The sequence below is a fragment of the Microbacterium hatanonis genome (assembly GCF_008017415.1).
Classification (GTDB): Bacteria; Actinomycetota; Actinomycetes; order Actinomycetales; family Microbacteriaceae; genus Microbacterium; species Microbacterium hatanonis.
Genome location: NZ_VRSV01000002.1, coordinates 598,066 through 612,939, shown reverse-complemented (window position 1 = coordinate 612,939; position 14,874 = coordinate 598,066). Strand labels below are relative to the sequence as shown.

Here is a 14,874-nt window from a genome sequence, read left to right as displayed (position 1 = left end):
CGCTCGAATGACCGGCGTCGTCGTCACCGACATCCAGAGAGCGGATGCTGCGGTGGCCGCAGCGCTGGCCGAGTTCGGCTCCGCCACCGTGCACGAGGCCATGGGACGGATCGGCTACGCCGGACCCCGCCTTCGTCCGATCCAGCAGGGCGCCCGCATCGCGGGAACGGCGATCACGGTCAGCGTCGCGCCGGGCGACAACCTCATGGTGCACGCGGCGATCGAGCAGGCCCGAGAGGGAGACGTGATCGTCGTCGTGCCCATCAGCGACTCGGCGTTCGGATTCATCGGCGACCTCATGGCCACCCAGATGAAGGCGCGCGGTGTGCGCGGTTACGTGACCACCGGCGGCGTGCGCGACACCCAGGAGCTGCGCGAGATGGGCTTCCCGGTCTGGACCCGGCACGTCAGCGCGCAGGGCACGGTCAAAGACACCGCCGGTTCGGTGAACGTGCCCGTCATCCTCGACGACGTCGAGGTGCGCCCGGGCGACATCGTGGTCGCCGACGACGACGGCGTCACGATCGTGCCGAGACGACGGGCCGAGGAAGCGCTCAGCGCATCGCGCGCCCGCGCGGCGAAGGAGACCGCCAACCGCGCGCGCTATCTCTCGGGCGAGATCTCCATGGACCTCAACGGCCTGCGGCCCGTGCTCGACGACCTCGGCGTGCGGTACGTGACACAGGAGGACCACGACGGTGGTCGCTGATCCCGTGCACGACGGCATCCGCTGCATGGTGCTGCGCGGCGGCACGTCGAAGGGCGCGTTCTTCCTCGCCGACGACCTGCCCGCCGACGCGGCGGAACGCGACGACCTGCTGCTGCGCATCATGGGCAGCCCCGACCCGACCCAGATCGACGGGATCGGCGGCGCGCACCCGCTCACCTCGAAGGTCGCCGTCGTCTCCCTCTCGGACGCCCCGGGGATCGACCTCGACTACTCCTTCTTCCAGGTCTCCGTCGATGAACCGGTCGTCGGCACCGCGCAGACCTGCGGCAACCTGCTCGCCGCCGTCGGACCTTTCGCCGTGGAACGGGGCCTGACCCGAGCGGCCGGCGATCGCACCATCCTCCGCATCCGTCTGCTCAACACCGGGGACGTCGCCACCGTCTCGTTCCCGACCCCCGACGGCCGTGTCGACTACGACGGCGACGTCGCGATCGACGGCGTGCCGGGCACAGCCGCCGGCATCGACATCGACCTCACCGGCGGCGAGAAACCGCTGCTGCCCACGGGCTCGGTCTCGGACGAGATCGCCGGGCACCGCGCGACGCTCATCGACAACGGCATGCCCGTGGTGCTTCTCCGGGCCGACGAGTTCGGCATCCACGGCGACGAGTCGCCGACAGACCTCGAGGAGCACGCGGATCTGCGCGAGGAGGTCGAGCGCGTGCGCCTGGCAGCGGGCCCCCTCATGGGTCTCGGCGACGTCTCGCGGCAGACCGTCCCCAAGATGTTCCTGCTCTCGGCCCCGCGCGGCGAGGGCGCGATCTCGACGCGCGCGTTCATCCCTTCGCGCGTGCACACGTCGATCGGCGTGCTGATGGCGGCATCCGTCGCGGCGGGCATCCGCATCCCCGGCGCGGTCGGCAGCGACCTCGCCCGCATCGCCGACGACTCGGTCACCGGCATCGAGCACCCCACCGGCGTGTTCCCCGCCGCAGTGACCGTCACCCGCACCGACGACACCTGGCACGCGTCGTCGGCGTCGGTGCGCACCGCCCGCAAGATCTTCGACGGCACGGTCTTCGCCCGACCGCGCCGCTGAACCCCATTCGCCCGTCAGAGAGGACCCGCACCATGACCGACTCCACCGCATTCGACGTCGCCCACATCGGCAGCGTCGAGCTGTTCACCCCCGAGTTCGACAAGAGCCTCTGGTTCTTCCGCGATCTGCTCGCCATGCGCGTCGTCGCCGAGCAGGGAGGCTCGACGTTCCTGCGCACCTGGGACGAGTACGAGCTGTACACGATCAAGCTCACCCCCTCGGATGCCGCGGGCGTCGGGCGCACGACCTTCCGCGCCTCCTCGCCGGAGGCCCTCGAGCGCCGGGTCGCCGCGATCGAGGCCACCGGCCTCGGCGAGGGCTGGGTCGACGGCGAGGTGGGGACGGGCCCCACGTTCATGTTCCGCGATCCCGACGGCCACTCGATGGGCATCTACTACGAGACCGAGCGCTACGTCGCGACCGACGACAAGCCCGCGCTCAAGAACCAGGCGTCGGCCTTCCCCGGCCGGGGGGTCAACGCACGACGCCTCGACCACATCAACTACCTCGCGAAGGACGTCGAGGCCAACGGCGAGTTCCTGGCCGACGCGCTCGCGATGCGCGAGAGCGAGCGCATCCGCAACGACGACGGCAAGTTCGCCGCCTGGTGGTTCCACTTCTCGCTGAAGTCCTACGACGTGGTCTACTCCGACGACTGGACCAAGCACGGCAACCGCCTGCACCACATCGCGTTCGCCCCCGACACGCGCGAGGACATCCTCAAGGCCGCCGACATCTTCCTCGAGAACGGCATCCACATCGAGTCGGGCCCGCACAAGCACGCCATCAACCAGACGTTCTTCCTCTACGTGTGGGAGCCGGGCGGCAACCGCATCGAGTTCGCCAACGCGGGTGCGCGCCTACTGCTCGACCCCGACCAGCCGGTCGTGGAGTGGAGCCAGGAGGAGCGCAAGAAGGGCCAGGCCTGGGGCATGAAGACAATCGAGTCGTTCCACACCCACGGCACGCCGCTGGTCTGACGCGGGCGGGTCGCGCGCAGCATCCGCCCCGCCAGCCTCTCGAAAGCCCAAGACACCCGGACGCGCACGTCACGCGCTCCGGGTGTCTTGGGCTTTCAGCGAGAAGAGAGGGTGCGGCGGGCGCTCAGCCCCAGACGGAGCCGGCGATCTCGACCACCGAGCGGATCTTCGCCCACTGCTGGTCCTCGGTGAGCGCGTTGCCCTCCTCGGTCGAGGCGAAGCCGCACTGGGGGCTGAGGGCGAGCTGGTCGAGGGGGGCGAAGGCGGATGCTTCGTCGATGCGCCGGCGGATGGCGTCGGCGTCTTCGAGGTCGCCCGTCTTGGTCGTGATCAGCCCGAGCTCGACGACCTTGTCGCCGGCGGGGAGGAAGCGCAGCGGCTCGAACCCGCCGGCGCGCTCGGAGTCGTACTCGAGGAAGTACCCGTCGTACGCGGTGTTGCCCAGGAGCTGTTCGGCGACGGGCTCGTAGCCGCCCGACGAGATCCAGGTGGAGCGGAAGTTGCCGCGACAGACGTGGGTGGTGACGACCAGATCGGAAGGCTTGCCGTCGAGGATGCGGTTGAGCAGGGTCGCATAGCGCTCGGCGATACCGTCGGTGTCGATGCCGCGGTCGCGGGCCTTCGCGAGCTCGACGTCGGAGCAGAGGTACGCCCACGCCGTGTCGTCGAACTGCAGGTAGCGCGCGCCGGCGTCGTAGAAGGCCGCCAGCGCGTCGCGATAGGCGGCCACGAGGTCGTCGGTGATCGCGTCGCGCCCGTCGTAGGTGGCGTCGATGTGCCCGGGCTCGAGCCGGAAGTCGAGCACGGTGGGGGCGGGGATCGTGAACTTCGGGGTCAGGCCCGTGCCGGCGACGTCGTCCTGCAGCGCGCGGTAGTGCGCGAGGAACGGGTGGTCGGCGGGGAATCCGATGGGCCCGGAGATCTCGATGCCACGCGGACGCGTCTGCACGCCCTGGAACTGGATGCCGTGGTCGAGTTCGACGATCTCCACACCGTCGAGCAGACCGAAGAAGTCGAAGTGCCACCACGACCGGCGGAACTCGCCGTCGGAGGCTACCCGCAGCCCGTTCTCGGCCTGCTTGGCGACCAGGTCGACGACCGCGGCGTCCTCCGCCGCGCGCAGCGCGTCGTCCGAGAGATCGCCCGCCGCGAACCGGGCACGAGCCTCGGCGAGCGCCGCGGGACGGAGGAAACTACCGACGATGTCGGCGCGGAACGGAGGGTTGACGGTCATGCAGCGATGCTACTGAGCGGCGCACGTCCGCGTCGCACCGGCCGACGCGCGACGTCATCGACGCCGCACGCCGGCCGGTCGATCACGCGGACCGGCGGCGCCGCAGGGCGAAGGCGAGTCCGCCTCCGGTGGCCAGCGCGCCGGCGAGCAGGGCGAGCCCCCACGGCAGCGTCGCGCCGGTCGCCGCGAGCGGCGACCCTCCGGCCGCCGTCGGCGTCGGGCTCGCGCTCGGCGCGGGGGTCGCCGTCGGCGACGGCGCGGCCGTCGGCGTACCGCTCGGGCTCGGCGACGGTCCGACCGCGGCCGTCACCGGCTCGGTGGCGACGGAGACCGCCGATCGCGCCACCCGGCCCTCGGCCTCGGCGGTCACCCGCACCGTGAGGCGCGCGCCCTCCTCGGCCGCGGTGGGTGCGAACTCCGCCGACGAAGCACCGGCGATCGCGACACCGTCCGCGAACCAGGCGTACGACAGCGCGGCGTCCGCGGGGTCGACGTCGGCGGTCACCCGCAGCGCCGATCCGACGCGCGCCTCCCCTGCCACGATCGGCGCGTCGAGGCCCACCTGCTCCGTGTCGCCGAAGTCGAGCCACGTGCCCTCGAGCTCCGCGTAGCCCTGGCTGGGCTTCGTCCAGTCGCAGACGCCCTCGGAGAAGACAGCCGTGAGCGCCGACCACTGCTCGTCGGTCAGCACCGGGTAGTCGGCGCGCACGGGAGCCGCCAGCTGGCACTTCGGCACGTCGCGCAGCAGGCCTTCGCCCGCCTCGTAGCGCGGCTCGGAGTGGTACGGGTACAGCGTGTTGCAGGCGGTCGTCGGGTCGGAGTAATCGAGCTCCTCCGCGATGAAGGCACCGGCGCCGTCGAAGCATCCGTCCTCCAACCCGGCCGGGCGCGCGTCGACCGTTCGCTCGCGATCGGCCGGACCGCCTCGCGCTTCGATCTCCTCGAGCCACTCGTCGAGGTAGGCGAAGGCCTGCTCGCGCATGGTGGTGTTGACCGCCCCCTCGGGGCTCGTCCAGTTCACGTGGGTGTCGGCATCGCCGTGAGCCGCCAGCATCCGCTCTCGGATGATCGCGGAGCGGTACCGCTCGTGGAAGTCGCCGCGCAGATCGGAGTAGCCGCGGATCTCGAGCACGGGGATCGTCTCGAGGCCGCCCGTCATCATGTTGATGCGGCCGGTCTCGAACGCCCGCTCGATCGCCTCGACGCTCGCCACCGAGCGCTCCGCGGTGCGGACGCCGTCGACGTCCATTCCGCCGATGTTCTCGTTGAGGCTGAGGAACTGCTCCACCGTGATCTCGCCGTTCTGCAGAGCGTCGAGTCCGTACTGCACGCCGACGTTGTCGGGCTCCACCCTCAGTCCGCGACCCTGGTCGTCCACGCCGTACACGTTCTTGACCATGTCGGCGATCGTGCAGCGCAGACCCTCGGGGTTCGTCGGCGACCACCGGTCGGCGACCGGCACCGCCGCCGCGCAGCCGCGGTTCGGGTCGTCGACGCCGTCGAAGAAGGTGAACCCGACGCACGTGCCGGTCACCGCGTGGCCGGTCACCGCGAGCTTCTCGGCGTCGGTCCATCCGGCGCCGGCCGGGCTCGCCCAGTAGTTCTGCAGGCCGCGGCAGTCGTGCCCGCCCACGGTCGTGGTGCGCTCGTCGGGGTAGCCGATCTCGCCGAGCACGCCGTCGAGGATGCCGGGGTAGTTGTTGGACAGCAGCAGTTGCTGCATCGTGCCCGCCGAGCCGCCCGAACCCATGGTGAAGCGCACCTCGCCGTGCGTCTCGATGAACTTCTCCTTGACCATCATCGCGGTCTCGGCGCTCGTGACGTCGTTGCAGTTCTGGGCGTAGACGTTGAGCGTGGCGGACGCGACGGCATACCCGTTGCGCAGGAACAGGTCGTTCTCGACCCCGCCGGTGCTCGTGCCCTGCCAGTATCCGACGCCGCACGCGCCGCCGAAGGTGTAGGCCAGCTTGCCGGTCCAGCCGGGAAGGTCCTGTGTGGGCGACGGTTCGGGCGTGCCCGGTTCGTGCAGCACAGCTGTCTCGTACACCGCGCGGTTGACGGTTCCGCGCTCGAGGCGCACGACATAGGGCACCTCCACACCGTCGACGACCGTGCTGACGAGGTCGGCCGGGGTCGTCCCGTCGGTCGGGTAGTCGGCGAACGCACCCGCGCTGGTGCGATAGCGGTACGTGACGAAGGTCTCGTCGGTCTGGCAGTCCTCATCGAGGGCGCCGAAGTTCCACGGTGCACCCGACGCCGTGCAGTACATCGGATGCTGCGGGCCGGAGAACACCGGACCGGAAGCCGGGTGGTTCACGACCTCGAGCTGGGCGGATCCGGCCGAGCCGGTCTGGACGACGATGTCGCTCGACCCGAGGGGCAGGCCCTCGACCAGGCCGACCAGACGATCGCCGTCGGTGACGAACGCCGACGAGACGTCGGCGCCCGCCGCGGTGACGCGGACCGCGCCGGCGGCGCCGGTCACGGCGATCAGCGCGTCGCCGCCCGACACGCTGTCGGCGCGGCCGGAGAGGATCTCGATGCCCACCCCGTCGGCGGCGGCGGCCGGTGGGGTGAGCATCGCGAGGGCGATGGCGGATGCTGCGGCGACAGCTCCGACGGCGGCGAACAGATTTCGGGGTCTTCTCATGCGGATGCCTCCGAGCGGGGGAAAGGACGACGTCGTCCGGGCGGCGTCGTTGCCGCCCTCTGCCCAGATGTTAGAAGCTCAGGTGTCGACCGTCAAGAAAGTATCGAGTGTCGAGGTCACAGTCGCCGATCGGTCACCCGCTCGGCCAGTGCGGGGTCGACCGCCGCCACGAGCGCGCGGAACCGTTCGACGCTCGCCGGGGCGAGCGACCCGTGCCACTGGGCGAAACGACGTCGAAGCGGCACCCGCGGCCAGTCGTCCGCCAGGATCGCGAGCGGGAGCGCGGGATCGCTCTCCCGGAACGACTGCCACCCCAGCATCAGCCGGGAGCGGAGGGCGAGCGCGTCGGCCCCCGACGTGGGGGTCTCGCTCGCGTCGAGCACGGCGCCGAACGCCTCGTAGTGCCCTCGGATCTCGTCGAGATTCCACGCCGACCGCGGGCTCGCCCCGCCCGACCGCTCGAGGTGGGTGCGCATGGCGGTCGCGTCGGCGACCCCGAGCTCCGTCAGCTGAGCGAGCGCGTCGGAGGCCGGCACTCGCGCCGAGATCCACACCCCGTCGTACAGCGGCGCGAAGCCGAGCCACCGCAGGCGAGAACGCGACGTGTGCCGGAGCGCCCGATGCGACTCGGGGATCGAGAACGCCACGACCGTCCACGTGCCGTCCCACTCCGGCTCGCGAACACCGAACGCATCGAGCCAGCGCGCCTCGTCGTCGATGACTGCGGCCCCGCGTTCCGTCAGCCGGTGCGAGGTGCGCCGTCCCTCGCGCTCGGTCGAGAGCAGACCGATCTCGACGAGCCGCGCGAGGGCGGCCCGGGCAGCGGGCTCCTTGACGCCCTGATCGCCGAGGGCGCGCAGGGCGGCCCCCGTCGGCAGCGCCTCCGGGACCTGCCACCAGTAGTCGCCGAAGAGGGTGAGCACCTGCCGGGCGGGAGACACGCGCCGCACGGCGATCGTCTCCCCGCCCAGGGCCGTCGACATCATCCCGCCATCCTCCCACCGCCGTTCGCGGCGACGAGCCGGCTCGTCAGTACACGTACTCCATGAGTTCGACACCCAGGGTGCGGAACGCGTCGTGAGCGCGCAGCCGGTGCGTGATCGACAGGTCGTCGAAGCAGACGATGAGCGCGTAGGCGACACCCGCCCGGGGCCCGGCGAGCACGCCGGCCTCGGCGCGCACGCCGGCGCCGCGGCCGGTCTTGTTGACGAACAGCAGCTCGTGCTCGTCGTGCTCGTGAGCGAACGGATCCAGCCCGGTGGCCGACGCCACGAGACTCAGATCGTGGTTGAGGCTCAGCCATTCCGACACCTGCGCGCTGACCCCGGGGCTCACGGCCTTCGAGTTCACGAGCGCTGAGAACAGCTGCGCCAGCTCGCGGGCCGAGGCGAGGGCGACCTGGGGCGCGTCGTCGGGCCCGCGAGCGTCGCGGAACCGATCGAGCAGCGCCGATCGATCGAGTCCCAGCGACTCGATGCGGGTGCGCACCGCCGGCAGTCCGACCCGCTCCAGGAGCGCGTTGGTCGCGAGCGCGTCGCCGGCGGCGGCGGCCAGCACGGCCGCGTCGACGAGCGGGAGGGCGGGGATCTTCAGATGCTGCCAGATCCCCGCGACGCCCACCTGCTCGAGGCCCGCTCGATCGACGATCTCGAGCGGGTCGAGTCGGCCCTCCTCGAACGCCGCCGCCACCTCGATCAGAAGGGGGACCACGCCGAGACCTCCGACGGGGTGCGTATCGAAGTCGTCGCCGGCGAGCACCGGGGTGCCGCGATCGAGATCGTCGACGCGCACGGACACACGCGCACCGGAGGCGGCAACGGCGTCGAGCGCCCGCAACGTCGACGTGAACGACCGCGCGGCGGAGCGCGTGCGACGCGGCGAACCCCGCATCTCGGTGCGATCGGTCGCGCGCAGCCCGGCAGCCTCACGCGGAGAATCGGCAGACGTTCCCACGGCGACCCCCCTCCCCGGTCCGGTCAGTCGTTCGACGGTGCATGCAGCATCCGGATCTCACCAGACGCGGGTTACCAGATGGTGACCCGACGATCGGGGTCGAGCCACAGGTCGTCGGCCTCGGTCACGTCGAACGCGTCGTAGAACGCGTCGATGTTGCGGACGATCTGGTTGCAGCGGAATTCGTTCGGCGAGTGCGGGTCGATCGTGAGGAGGCGGATCGTCTCGGCGTCGCGCCCCTTCTGCTGCCAGACCTGCGCCCAGCTGATGAGCAGTCGCTGGATGCCGGTGAGGCCGTCGATGACCGGAGCCTCGACCGGGGCCTCCTGCGAACCCGCCGAGGCCGACGGCTGCAACGAGAGCCGGTAGGCGCGGATGGCGATCCCGAGGCCACCCAGGTCGCCGATGTTCTCGCCGATCGTGAGCTCGCCGTTGACCTTGTGCTCCTCCGACAGACCGCGCGGCACCAGCTCGTCGTACTGGTCGATGAGCGCGCGCGTGCGCTGCTCGAAAGCGGTGCGGTCGGCGTCGGTCCACCAGTCGCGCAGCGATCCGTCGCCGTCGAAGCGGCTGCCCTGGTCATCGAAGCCGTGACCCAGCTCGTGCCCGATGACGGCGCCGATTCCGCCGTAGTTCGCCGCAGCGTCGCGGTCGGCGTCGAAGAACGGGTACTGCAGGATGGCCGCGGGGAACACGATCTCGTTCATCAGCGGGTTGTAGTAGGCGTTCACCGTCTGCGGCGTCATCAGCCATTCGTCGCGGTCGATCGGCTGACCGACCTTGCCGAGCTGGCGGTCGTGCTCGAACACGTGCGCCCGGCGCACGTTGCCCACCAGGTCGGTCGCGTCGACCTCGAGGCCGGAGTAGTCGCGCCACTTCACCGGATAGCCGATCTTCGGCGTGAACGCGTCGAGCTTCGCCAGCGCGCGCTCGCGGGTCTCGGGGCTCATCCACTCGAGGTCGGAGATCGACTGCCGGTAGGCCTCGATGAGGTTCGCGACCAGCTCGTCCATGGCCTCCTTCGCCGACGGCGGGAAGTGCCGCTCGACGTACACACGGCCGACGGCCTCGCCGAGGGCCGCCTCGACGAGGCTGACCCCGCGCTTCCACCGCTCGCGGTTCACGGGCACGCCGGTGAGCTGCGTGCCGTAGAACGCGAAGTTCTCGGCGACGAACTCGTCGCTGAGGAACGCCGCGGCGGCGTGGACGATCTTGAATCGCAGCCACGCCTTCCAGTCGTCGATCCGCTCGGCGGTGAGCACCGTCTGCAGCGCCTCGATGAAGCTCGGCTGGTAGAGCACGACCTCGGCGAAGGCGTCGGCGTGCCCGGGCGCGATGGCCTCGAGCCACGGGCCGAGGTCGACACCGGCGAGCGCAACGGTCTCTTCCCAGGTGCGCAGGTTGTAGGTGGCGACCGCGTCGCGGCTGCGCACCTTGTCCCAGTGGTGCGTGGCGATGTCGGTCTCGAGGGCGAAGACACGATCGGCGGATGCTGCGGGCTCGGCGACGCCCGCGAGGGCCAGGATCCGCTCGATGTGGGCGCGGTACGCCGTCCGCACCTCGGCGAAGTTGTCGAGGCGGTAGTAGCTCTCGTCGGGGAGGGACAGCCCGCCCTGGATGAGGAAGGGCACGTAGCGCTGCGGGTTGCCGGGATCGGGCTCGACGTAGAGCTCGATCAGACCGTTGACGCCGTCGCGCTCGAGCCTGCCCACGGTGCGAAGGAACGACGCGACGTCGTCGATGCCGTCGACGAGCGCGAGCTGATCGGCGATGGGGGCGGCCCCGAGTTCGGCGATGCGCGCGGTGTCGGTGAAGCTGGCGAAGAGGTCGCCGATCTTGCGGGTCTCGGTGCCGGGCTCGGCGTCCTGCGACTCCTCGATGATCGTGCGGACGTGGCTCTCGGCCTGCTCGGCCAGCACGTGGAAGGCGCCCCACCGCGCTTTGTCGTCGGGGATCTCGGTGCGCTCGAGCCACTGTCCGTTGACGTGGCGGAAGAGGTCGTCCTGGGGGCGGATCTCGTCGCTCAGCTCGTCGAGCGCGAGACCGGAGCGGGGGGAATCGGTCATGCGACAAGGATAGGCGCGCCGCTGCGGAGTCGGCTGGGAACGGGAAGGACTCTACGCTCGAAGCCGTGACAGCCGACACGCTCAACCGCGACATCCTGCGTCTGGCCGTGCCGGCACTCGGGGCGCTCGTCGCCGAGCCGCTGTTCCTCATCGTCGACTCCGCGCTGATCGGTCATCTCGGAGTCGATCCGCTCGCCGGCCTCGGCATCGCCGGTGCGGTGCTGCAGACGATCGTCGGGCTGATGGTCTTCCTCGCCTACTCGACGACCCCCGCGGTCGCACGGCGCTTCGGCGCGGGTGATCCGACACGCGCCGTCTCCGTCGGCATCGACGGCATGTGGCTCGCGCTGTGCATCGGCGCCCTCCTGGCCCTCGCCGGCTCGCTCGCCACCCCGTTCCTCGTCGGGCTCTTCCACGCACCCGAGAGCGTCGCCACGCAGGCCGAGATCTACCTCGGCATCTCGATGTGGGGCCTTCCGGCGATGCTCATCGTCTTCGCCGCCACCGGCCTCCTCCGCGGCATGCAGAACACGGTCACGCCGCTGTGGATCGCCGGCATCGGCTTCGCGGCGAACGCCCTTTTGAACTGGCTGTTCATCTACGGCTTCGGGTGGGGAATCGCCGGCTCGGCGGTCGGAACGGTCATCGCGCAGTGGTCGATGGTCGGCGCCTACGTGGTCGTTGTCGGGCGCCTGGCACGCAGGCACGCCGCGTCGGTGCGTCCGCAGAGCGAGGGAGTGCGGGGCTCCGCCGTCTCGGGGGGATGGATGCTGCTGCGCACCGTCAGCCTGCGGGCCGCCCTGCTCGCCACGGTCGTCGTCGCCACCGGGCTCGGCGCACCGGAGCTGGCGGGCTGGCAGGTGGTCTTCACCATCTTCTCGACCGCCGCATTCGCCCTCGACGCCCTCGCGATCGCCGCGCAGGCCCTCGTCGGGAAAGGGCTCGGAGCCGAAGACCCCCGGGGCGTGCAGCGGGTGCTCCGGCGGACCACGGCGTGGGGCGTATGGTTCGGGATCGTCGTCGGCGGGGCGATCGCGGCCCTCTCGGGCGTGATCGGGCTCGTCTTCACGGGCGATCCCGCCATCGCCGAGCTCATCCGGCCGGCGCTGCTCATCCTCGCCGTCGCGCAGCCGGTCGCAGCCGTGGTGTTCGTGCTCGACGGCGTGCTGATCGGCGCCGGCGACGCGCGCTACCTCGCCGCTGTCGGTGGACTCAATCTCGTCATCTTCGCTCCCGCACTGGCGCTGGTCGCTGTGCTGGGCCCGACCGACGCGGGCGGCCTCGCCTGGCTCGCGGTGACGTTCTTCGGGGTCTACATGCTCGCGCGGCTCGCGACCCTGGGCTGGCGGGTGCGCGGCACCGCGTGGATGACGGTCGGCGCGCGTCAGGCCTGACCCGCCGCCCAGCGGCGGCTCCACTCGTACATCACGACCGCCGCGGCGGCGGAGGCGTTGAGCGACCGCGTCGACCCGTACTGGGTGATCTCGACGACGCCGGATGCGGCGGCCACCGCCTCGGGAGAGAGCCCCGGGCCCTCCTGACCGAACAGCAGCACGCACGCCTCGGGCAGCTCGGCACGGTCGACCGGAACCGAGCCCTCGACGTTGTCGACGGCGATGACCGGAAGCGACGCGGCCTCGGCCCACGCGACGAACGTCGCGACGTCTTCGTGGTGGCGCACGTGCTGGTACCGGTCGGTCACCATCGCGCCCCGCCGGTTCCATCGGCGCTTGCCGATGATGTGCACCTCCGCGGCGAGGAACGCGTTCGCGCTGCGCACGATCGAGCCGATGTTCAGGTCGTGCTGCCAGTTCTCGATCGCGACGTGGAACGGGTGGCGCCGCTCGTCGAGATGGGCGACGATCGCCTCCATCGTCCAGTAGCGGAACTCATCGACGACGTTGCGTCGATCGCCCTTCGCGAGGAGCTCCGGATCGTAGCGCGGGTCCTCCGGCCATTCGCCGTCCCAGGGCCTGACCCCGTGCGCGACCTCGGCCTCAGGTTCGGTCGAGCCGTCAGCATCCACCGACTCAGGCTACCCGCGCTCGCCCCTGCCGGAATGTGGCGCATTCCTGCGACTGACCCCATCGATTCGTAGCGTCGGTCGCCGGAAACTGGCGCATTCGCCTCGCCCGGCGACGGTGAGAGGCCGGTGGAGTCGCAGAAGAGCGGATGCGGCGCTGCACGCGGTGTTTTCGGTGGACCGAAATATCGCTAAGGTTTCGGTATGCCGAAAAGTGATGTCGCGATGACGCGCACACCCCGCGCCACGCGGGCTCCGCGCGCCGCCTGGCTGATCGGCCCCGCCCTTGTGGCGGGAGTCGCCTACCTCGACCCGGGCAACGTCGCGAGCAACATGACCGCGGGCGCCGTCTTCGGCTACCTGCTGGTCTGGGTCGTCGTGCTCGGCAACGTGATGGCCTGGCTCATCCAGTACCTCTCCGCGAAGCTCGGCATCGTCACGGGCGAGAGCCTTCCCGAGGCCCTGGGGCACCGCATCCGTCGGCCGTGGGCGCGGCGTGCGTACTGGCTGCAGGCCGAACTGGTCGCGATGGCCACCGACATCGCGGAGGTCATCGGCGGCGCGGTCGCGCTGAACCTCCTCTTCGGCGTGCCCCTCCTGTGGGGCGGGGTGATCACCGGAGCGGTCTCGATGGCGCTGCTGGTCGTGCAATCGCGGCGGGGGGCGCGCCCGTTCGAGTTCGTCATCGTCGGACTCCTGGCCATCATCGCGATCGGCTTCACGTTCGGCGTCGTCATCGGCCCGCCCGACCCCGCCGGGGTCATCGGGGGTCTCGTGCCCCGGTTCGAAGACTCGCAGTCGGTGCTGCTCGCCGCATCCATCCTCGGTGCGACGATCATGCCCCACGCGATCTACGCCCACTCCGCCCTCGCCCGCGATCGCTTCGACCCGGCGGGTGCGGCCGACGCGAGACGGGCGGGCACCTCGACCGAGCTCGAGCGCAAGACCGCGCGCGACGGCCTCGAGAAGGCTCGGGGCATCGGCACGTCCCGGCTGCTGCGCGCCACCCGATGGGACGTCACGATCGCCCTCGCCATCGCGGGGACCGTCAACCTCGCGATCCTGCTGCTTGCCGCCGCGAACCTCGCCGACGTGCCGGGCACCGACACGCTCGAGGGGGCCTACGGGGCCCTCCGCGACGGCATCGGACCGCTCGTGGCGACCCTCTTCGCGGTCGGCCTGCTCGCGAGCGGCCTCGCGTCGACCTCCGTGGGGGCGTACGCGGGCGCCGAGATCATGCACGGCCTGCTGCGGATCCGGGTGCCCCTGCTCGCGCGGCGGCTCGTCACGCTCGCCCCGGCCCTGGTCATCCTCGGCCTCGGGGTCGACCCCACCCTCGCCCTCGTCCTGAGCCAGGTCGTGCTGTCGTTCGGCATCCCGTTCGCCCTGATCCCGCTCGTCGCCCTCACCGCGAAGCGCGAGGTGCTCGGGCGGTTCCGCAACCGCTTCGCGACGACGGCCGCCGGCGTCGCCGCATCCGTCTTCCTCGTCGCTCTCAACGGCCTGCTGCTCTGGCTGGTGCTGACGGGCGGATAGCCTGTTCGCGTGGCCTCCCCTGCCGTCGACGACTACCTGAAGACGATCTACCACCACACCGAGTGGCAAGACAGTCGCATCACACCGTCACAACTCGCAGCCGTACTGGGGCTCGCCCCCTCGAGCGTCACCGAGATGGTCAAGAAGCTCGCCGCCCTCGACCTGGTCACCCACCGCCCCTACGGCCCGGTCTCACTCACCGACCTCGGCGAGCGCCGCGCAGCCGCCGTCATCCGGCGCCACCGCCTCATCGAGACCTGGCTCGTGCGCGACTTCGGATACTCGTGGGACGAAGTGCACGACGAGGCCGACGTTCTCGAGCACTCCCTCAGCGACCGACTGCTCGAGCGGATCGACGAACGCCTCGGACACCCCCGCTTCGACCCCCACGGCGATGCCATCCCCGACGCGGACGGCACCGTGCGCCGCGAGCCGTTCGTCCTGCTCGGCGACGCCGAACCCGGTCACCGGGGGCGCGTGCTGCGGGTCAGCGATCGCGACTCGGCGCTGCTGCGCGCGCTGGTCGACGTGGGCATCGACGTCGACGTGGAGCTCGAGGTCGAGGGGGCGACGTCGGTGCGAGTGGATGCTGCGCGGGTCTCGCTGCCCGACGGCGCGGCGGATGCGGTCTGGCTCAGCCGACCCGACGACGGAGACTGACGG

General features: G+C 71.0%; 12 protein-coding genes. 6 read left to right on the top strand and 6 right to left on the bottom strand.

The window, feature by feature from the left end; translation table 11 throughout:
- The first annotated feature begins 7 nt into the window (after positions 1–7).
- Genes FVP77_RS13015 through FVP77_RS13005 form a run of 3 tightly spaced genes read left to right on the top strand, consistent with a single transcriptional unit; the run spans position 8 to position 2,749 of the window.
- Positions 8–709 carry a 4-carboxy-4-hydroxy-2-oxoadipate aldolase/oxaloacetate decarboxylase gene (locus tag FVP77_RS13015; RefSeq protein WP_121147635.1) on the top strand — a complete coding sequence of 234 codons (702 nt, stop codon included), beginning with the start codon at positions 8–10 and terminating at the stop codon, positions 707–709.
- Positions 699–1,769, top strand: a complete 1,071-nt coding sequence (locus FVP77_RS13010) for a PrpF domain-containing protein (protein ID WP_246134111.1) — start codon at positions 699–701, stop codon at positions 1,767–1,769. Before FVP77_RS13015 ends, FVP77_RS13010 begins: the two co-directional genes overlap by 11 nt.
- Before the next feature lie 32 nt (positions 1,770–1,801).
- On the top strand, positions 1,802–2,749 hold the full coding sequence (locus FVP77_RS13005) for a VOC family protein (RefSeq protein WP_147895007.1): 948 nt from the start codon (positions 1,802–1,804) through the stop codon (positions 2,747–2,749).
- Between the two features lie 124 nt (positions 2,750–2,873).
- Here the strand turns inward: FVP77_RS13005 and FVP77_RS13000 are convergent, their stop codons facing one another.
- From FVP77_RS13000 to FVP77_RS12980, 5 genes are all read right to left on the bottom strand, one after another.
- Positions 2,874–3,983: a 5-methyltetrahydropteroyltriglutamate--homocysteine S-methyltransferase gene (locus FVP77_RS13000; RefSeq protein WP_147895006.1), complete on the bottom strand. Its 1,110-nt coding sequence runs from the start codon at positions 3,981–3,983 to the stop codon at positions 2,874–2,876.
- A gap of 82 nt (positions 3,984–4,065) precedes the next feature.
- Positions 4,066–6,633: a DUF6351 family protein gene (locus FVP77_RS16860; RefSeq protein ID WP_187266935.1), complete on the bottom strand. Its 2,568-nt coding sequence runs from the start codon at positions 6,631–6,633 to the stop codon at positions 4,066–4,068.
- Positions 6,634–6,749: 116 nt separating this feature from the next.
- Positions 6,750–7,619 carry a PaaX family transcriptional regulator gene (locus tag FVP77_RS12990; RefSeq protein WP_147895005.1) on the bottom strand — a complete coding sequence of 290 codons (870 nt, stop codon included), beginning with the start codon at positions 7,617–7,619 and terminating at the stop codon, positions 6,750–6,752.
- A gap of 43 nt (positions 7,620–7,662) precedes the next feature.
- Positions 7,663–8,523 (bottom strand): serine hydrolase, encoded by an 861-nt coding sequence (locus tag FVP77_RS12985; RefSeq protein ID WP_147895671.1) that lies wholly within the window; start codon positions 8,521–8,523, stop codon positions 7,663–7,665.
- Between the two features lie 134 nt (positions 8,524–8,657).
- On the bottom strand, positions 8,658–10,652 hold the full coding sequence (locus tag FVP77_RS12980; RefSeq protein ID WP_147895004.1) for a M13 family metallopeptidase: 1,995 nt from the start codon (positions 10,650–10,652) through the stop codon (positions 8,658–8,660).
- Positions 10,653–10,717: 65 nt separating this feature from the next.
- Between FVP77_RS12980 and FVP77_RS12975 the strand changes: the two genes are divergently transcribed.
- Entirely contained in the window at positions 10,718–12,046 is a 1,329-nt protein-coding gene (locus FVP77_RS12975) for an MATE family efflux transporter (RefSeq protein WP_147895003.1), read from the top strand.
- Here FVP77_RS12975 and FVP77_RS12970 read toward each other — a convergent pair.
- Entirely contained in the window at positions 12,037–12,678 is a 642-nt protein-coding gene (locus FVP77_RS12970; RefSeq protein ID WP_147895002.1) for a TrmH family RNA methyltransferase, read from the bottom strand. The two genes, FVP77_RS12975 and FVP77_RS12970, sit on opposite strands and share 10 nt — an antisense overlap.
- 201 nt (positions 12,679–12,879) lie before the next feature.
- Between FVP77_RS12970 and FVP77_RS12965 the strand changes: the two genes are divergently transcribed.
- Together FVP77_RS12965 and FVP77_RS12960 are read left to right on the top strand one after the other, a co-directional pair.
- Positions 12,880–14,211, top strand: a complete 1,332-nt coding sequence (locus FVP77_RS12965) for an Nramp family divalent metal transporter (RefSeq protein ID WP_246134110.1) — start codon at positions 12,880–12,882, stop codon at positions 14,209–14,211.
- Positions 14,212–14,220: 9 nt separating this feature from the next.
- Positions 14,221–14,871: a metal-dependent transcriptional regulator gene (locus FVP77_RS12960; protein WP_147895000.1), complete on the top strand. Its 651-nt coding sequence runs from the start codon at positions 14,221–14,223 to the stop codon at positions 14,869–14,871.
- Positions 14,872–14,874: the final 3 nt, after the last annotated feature.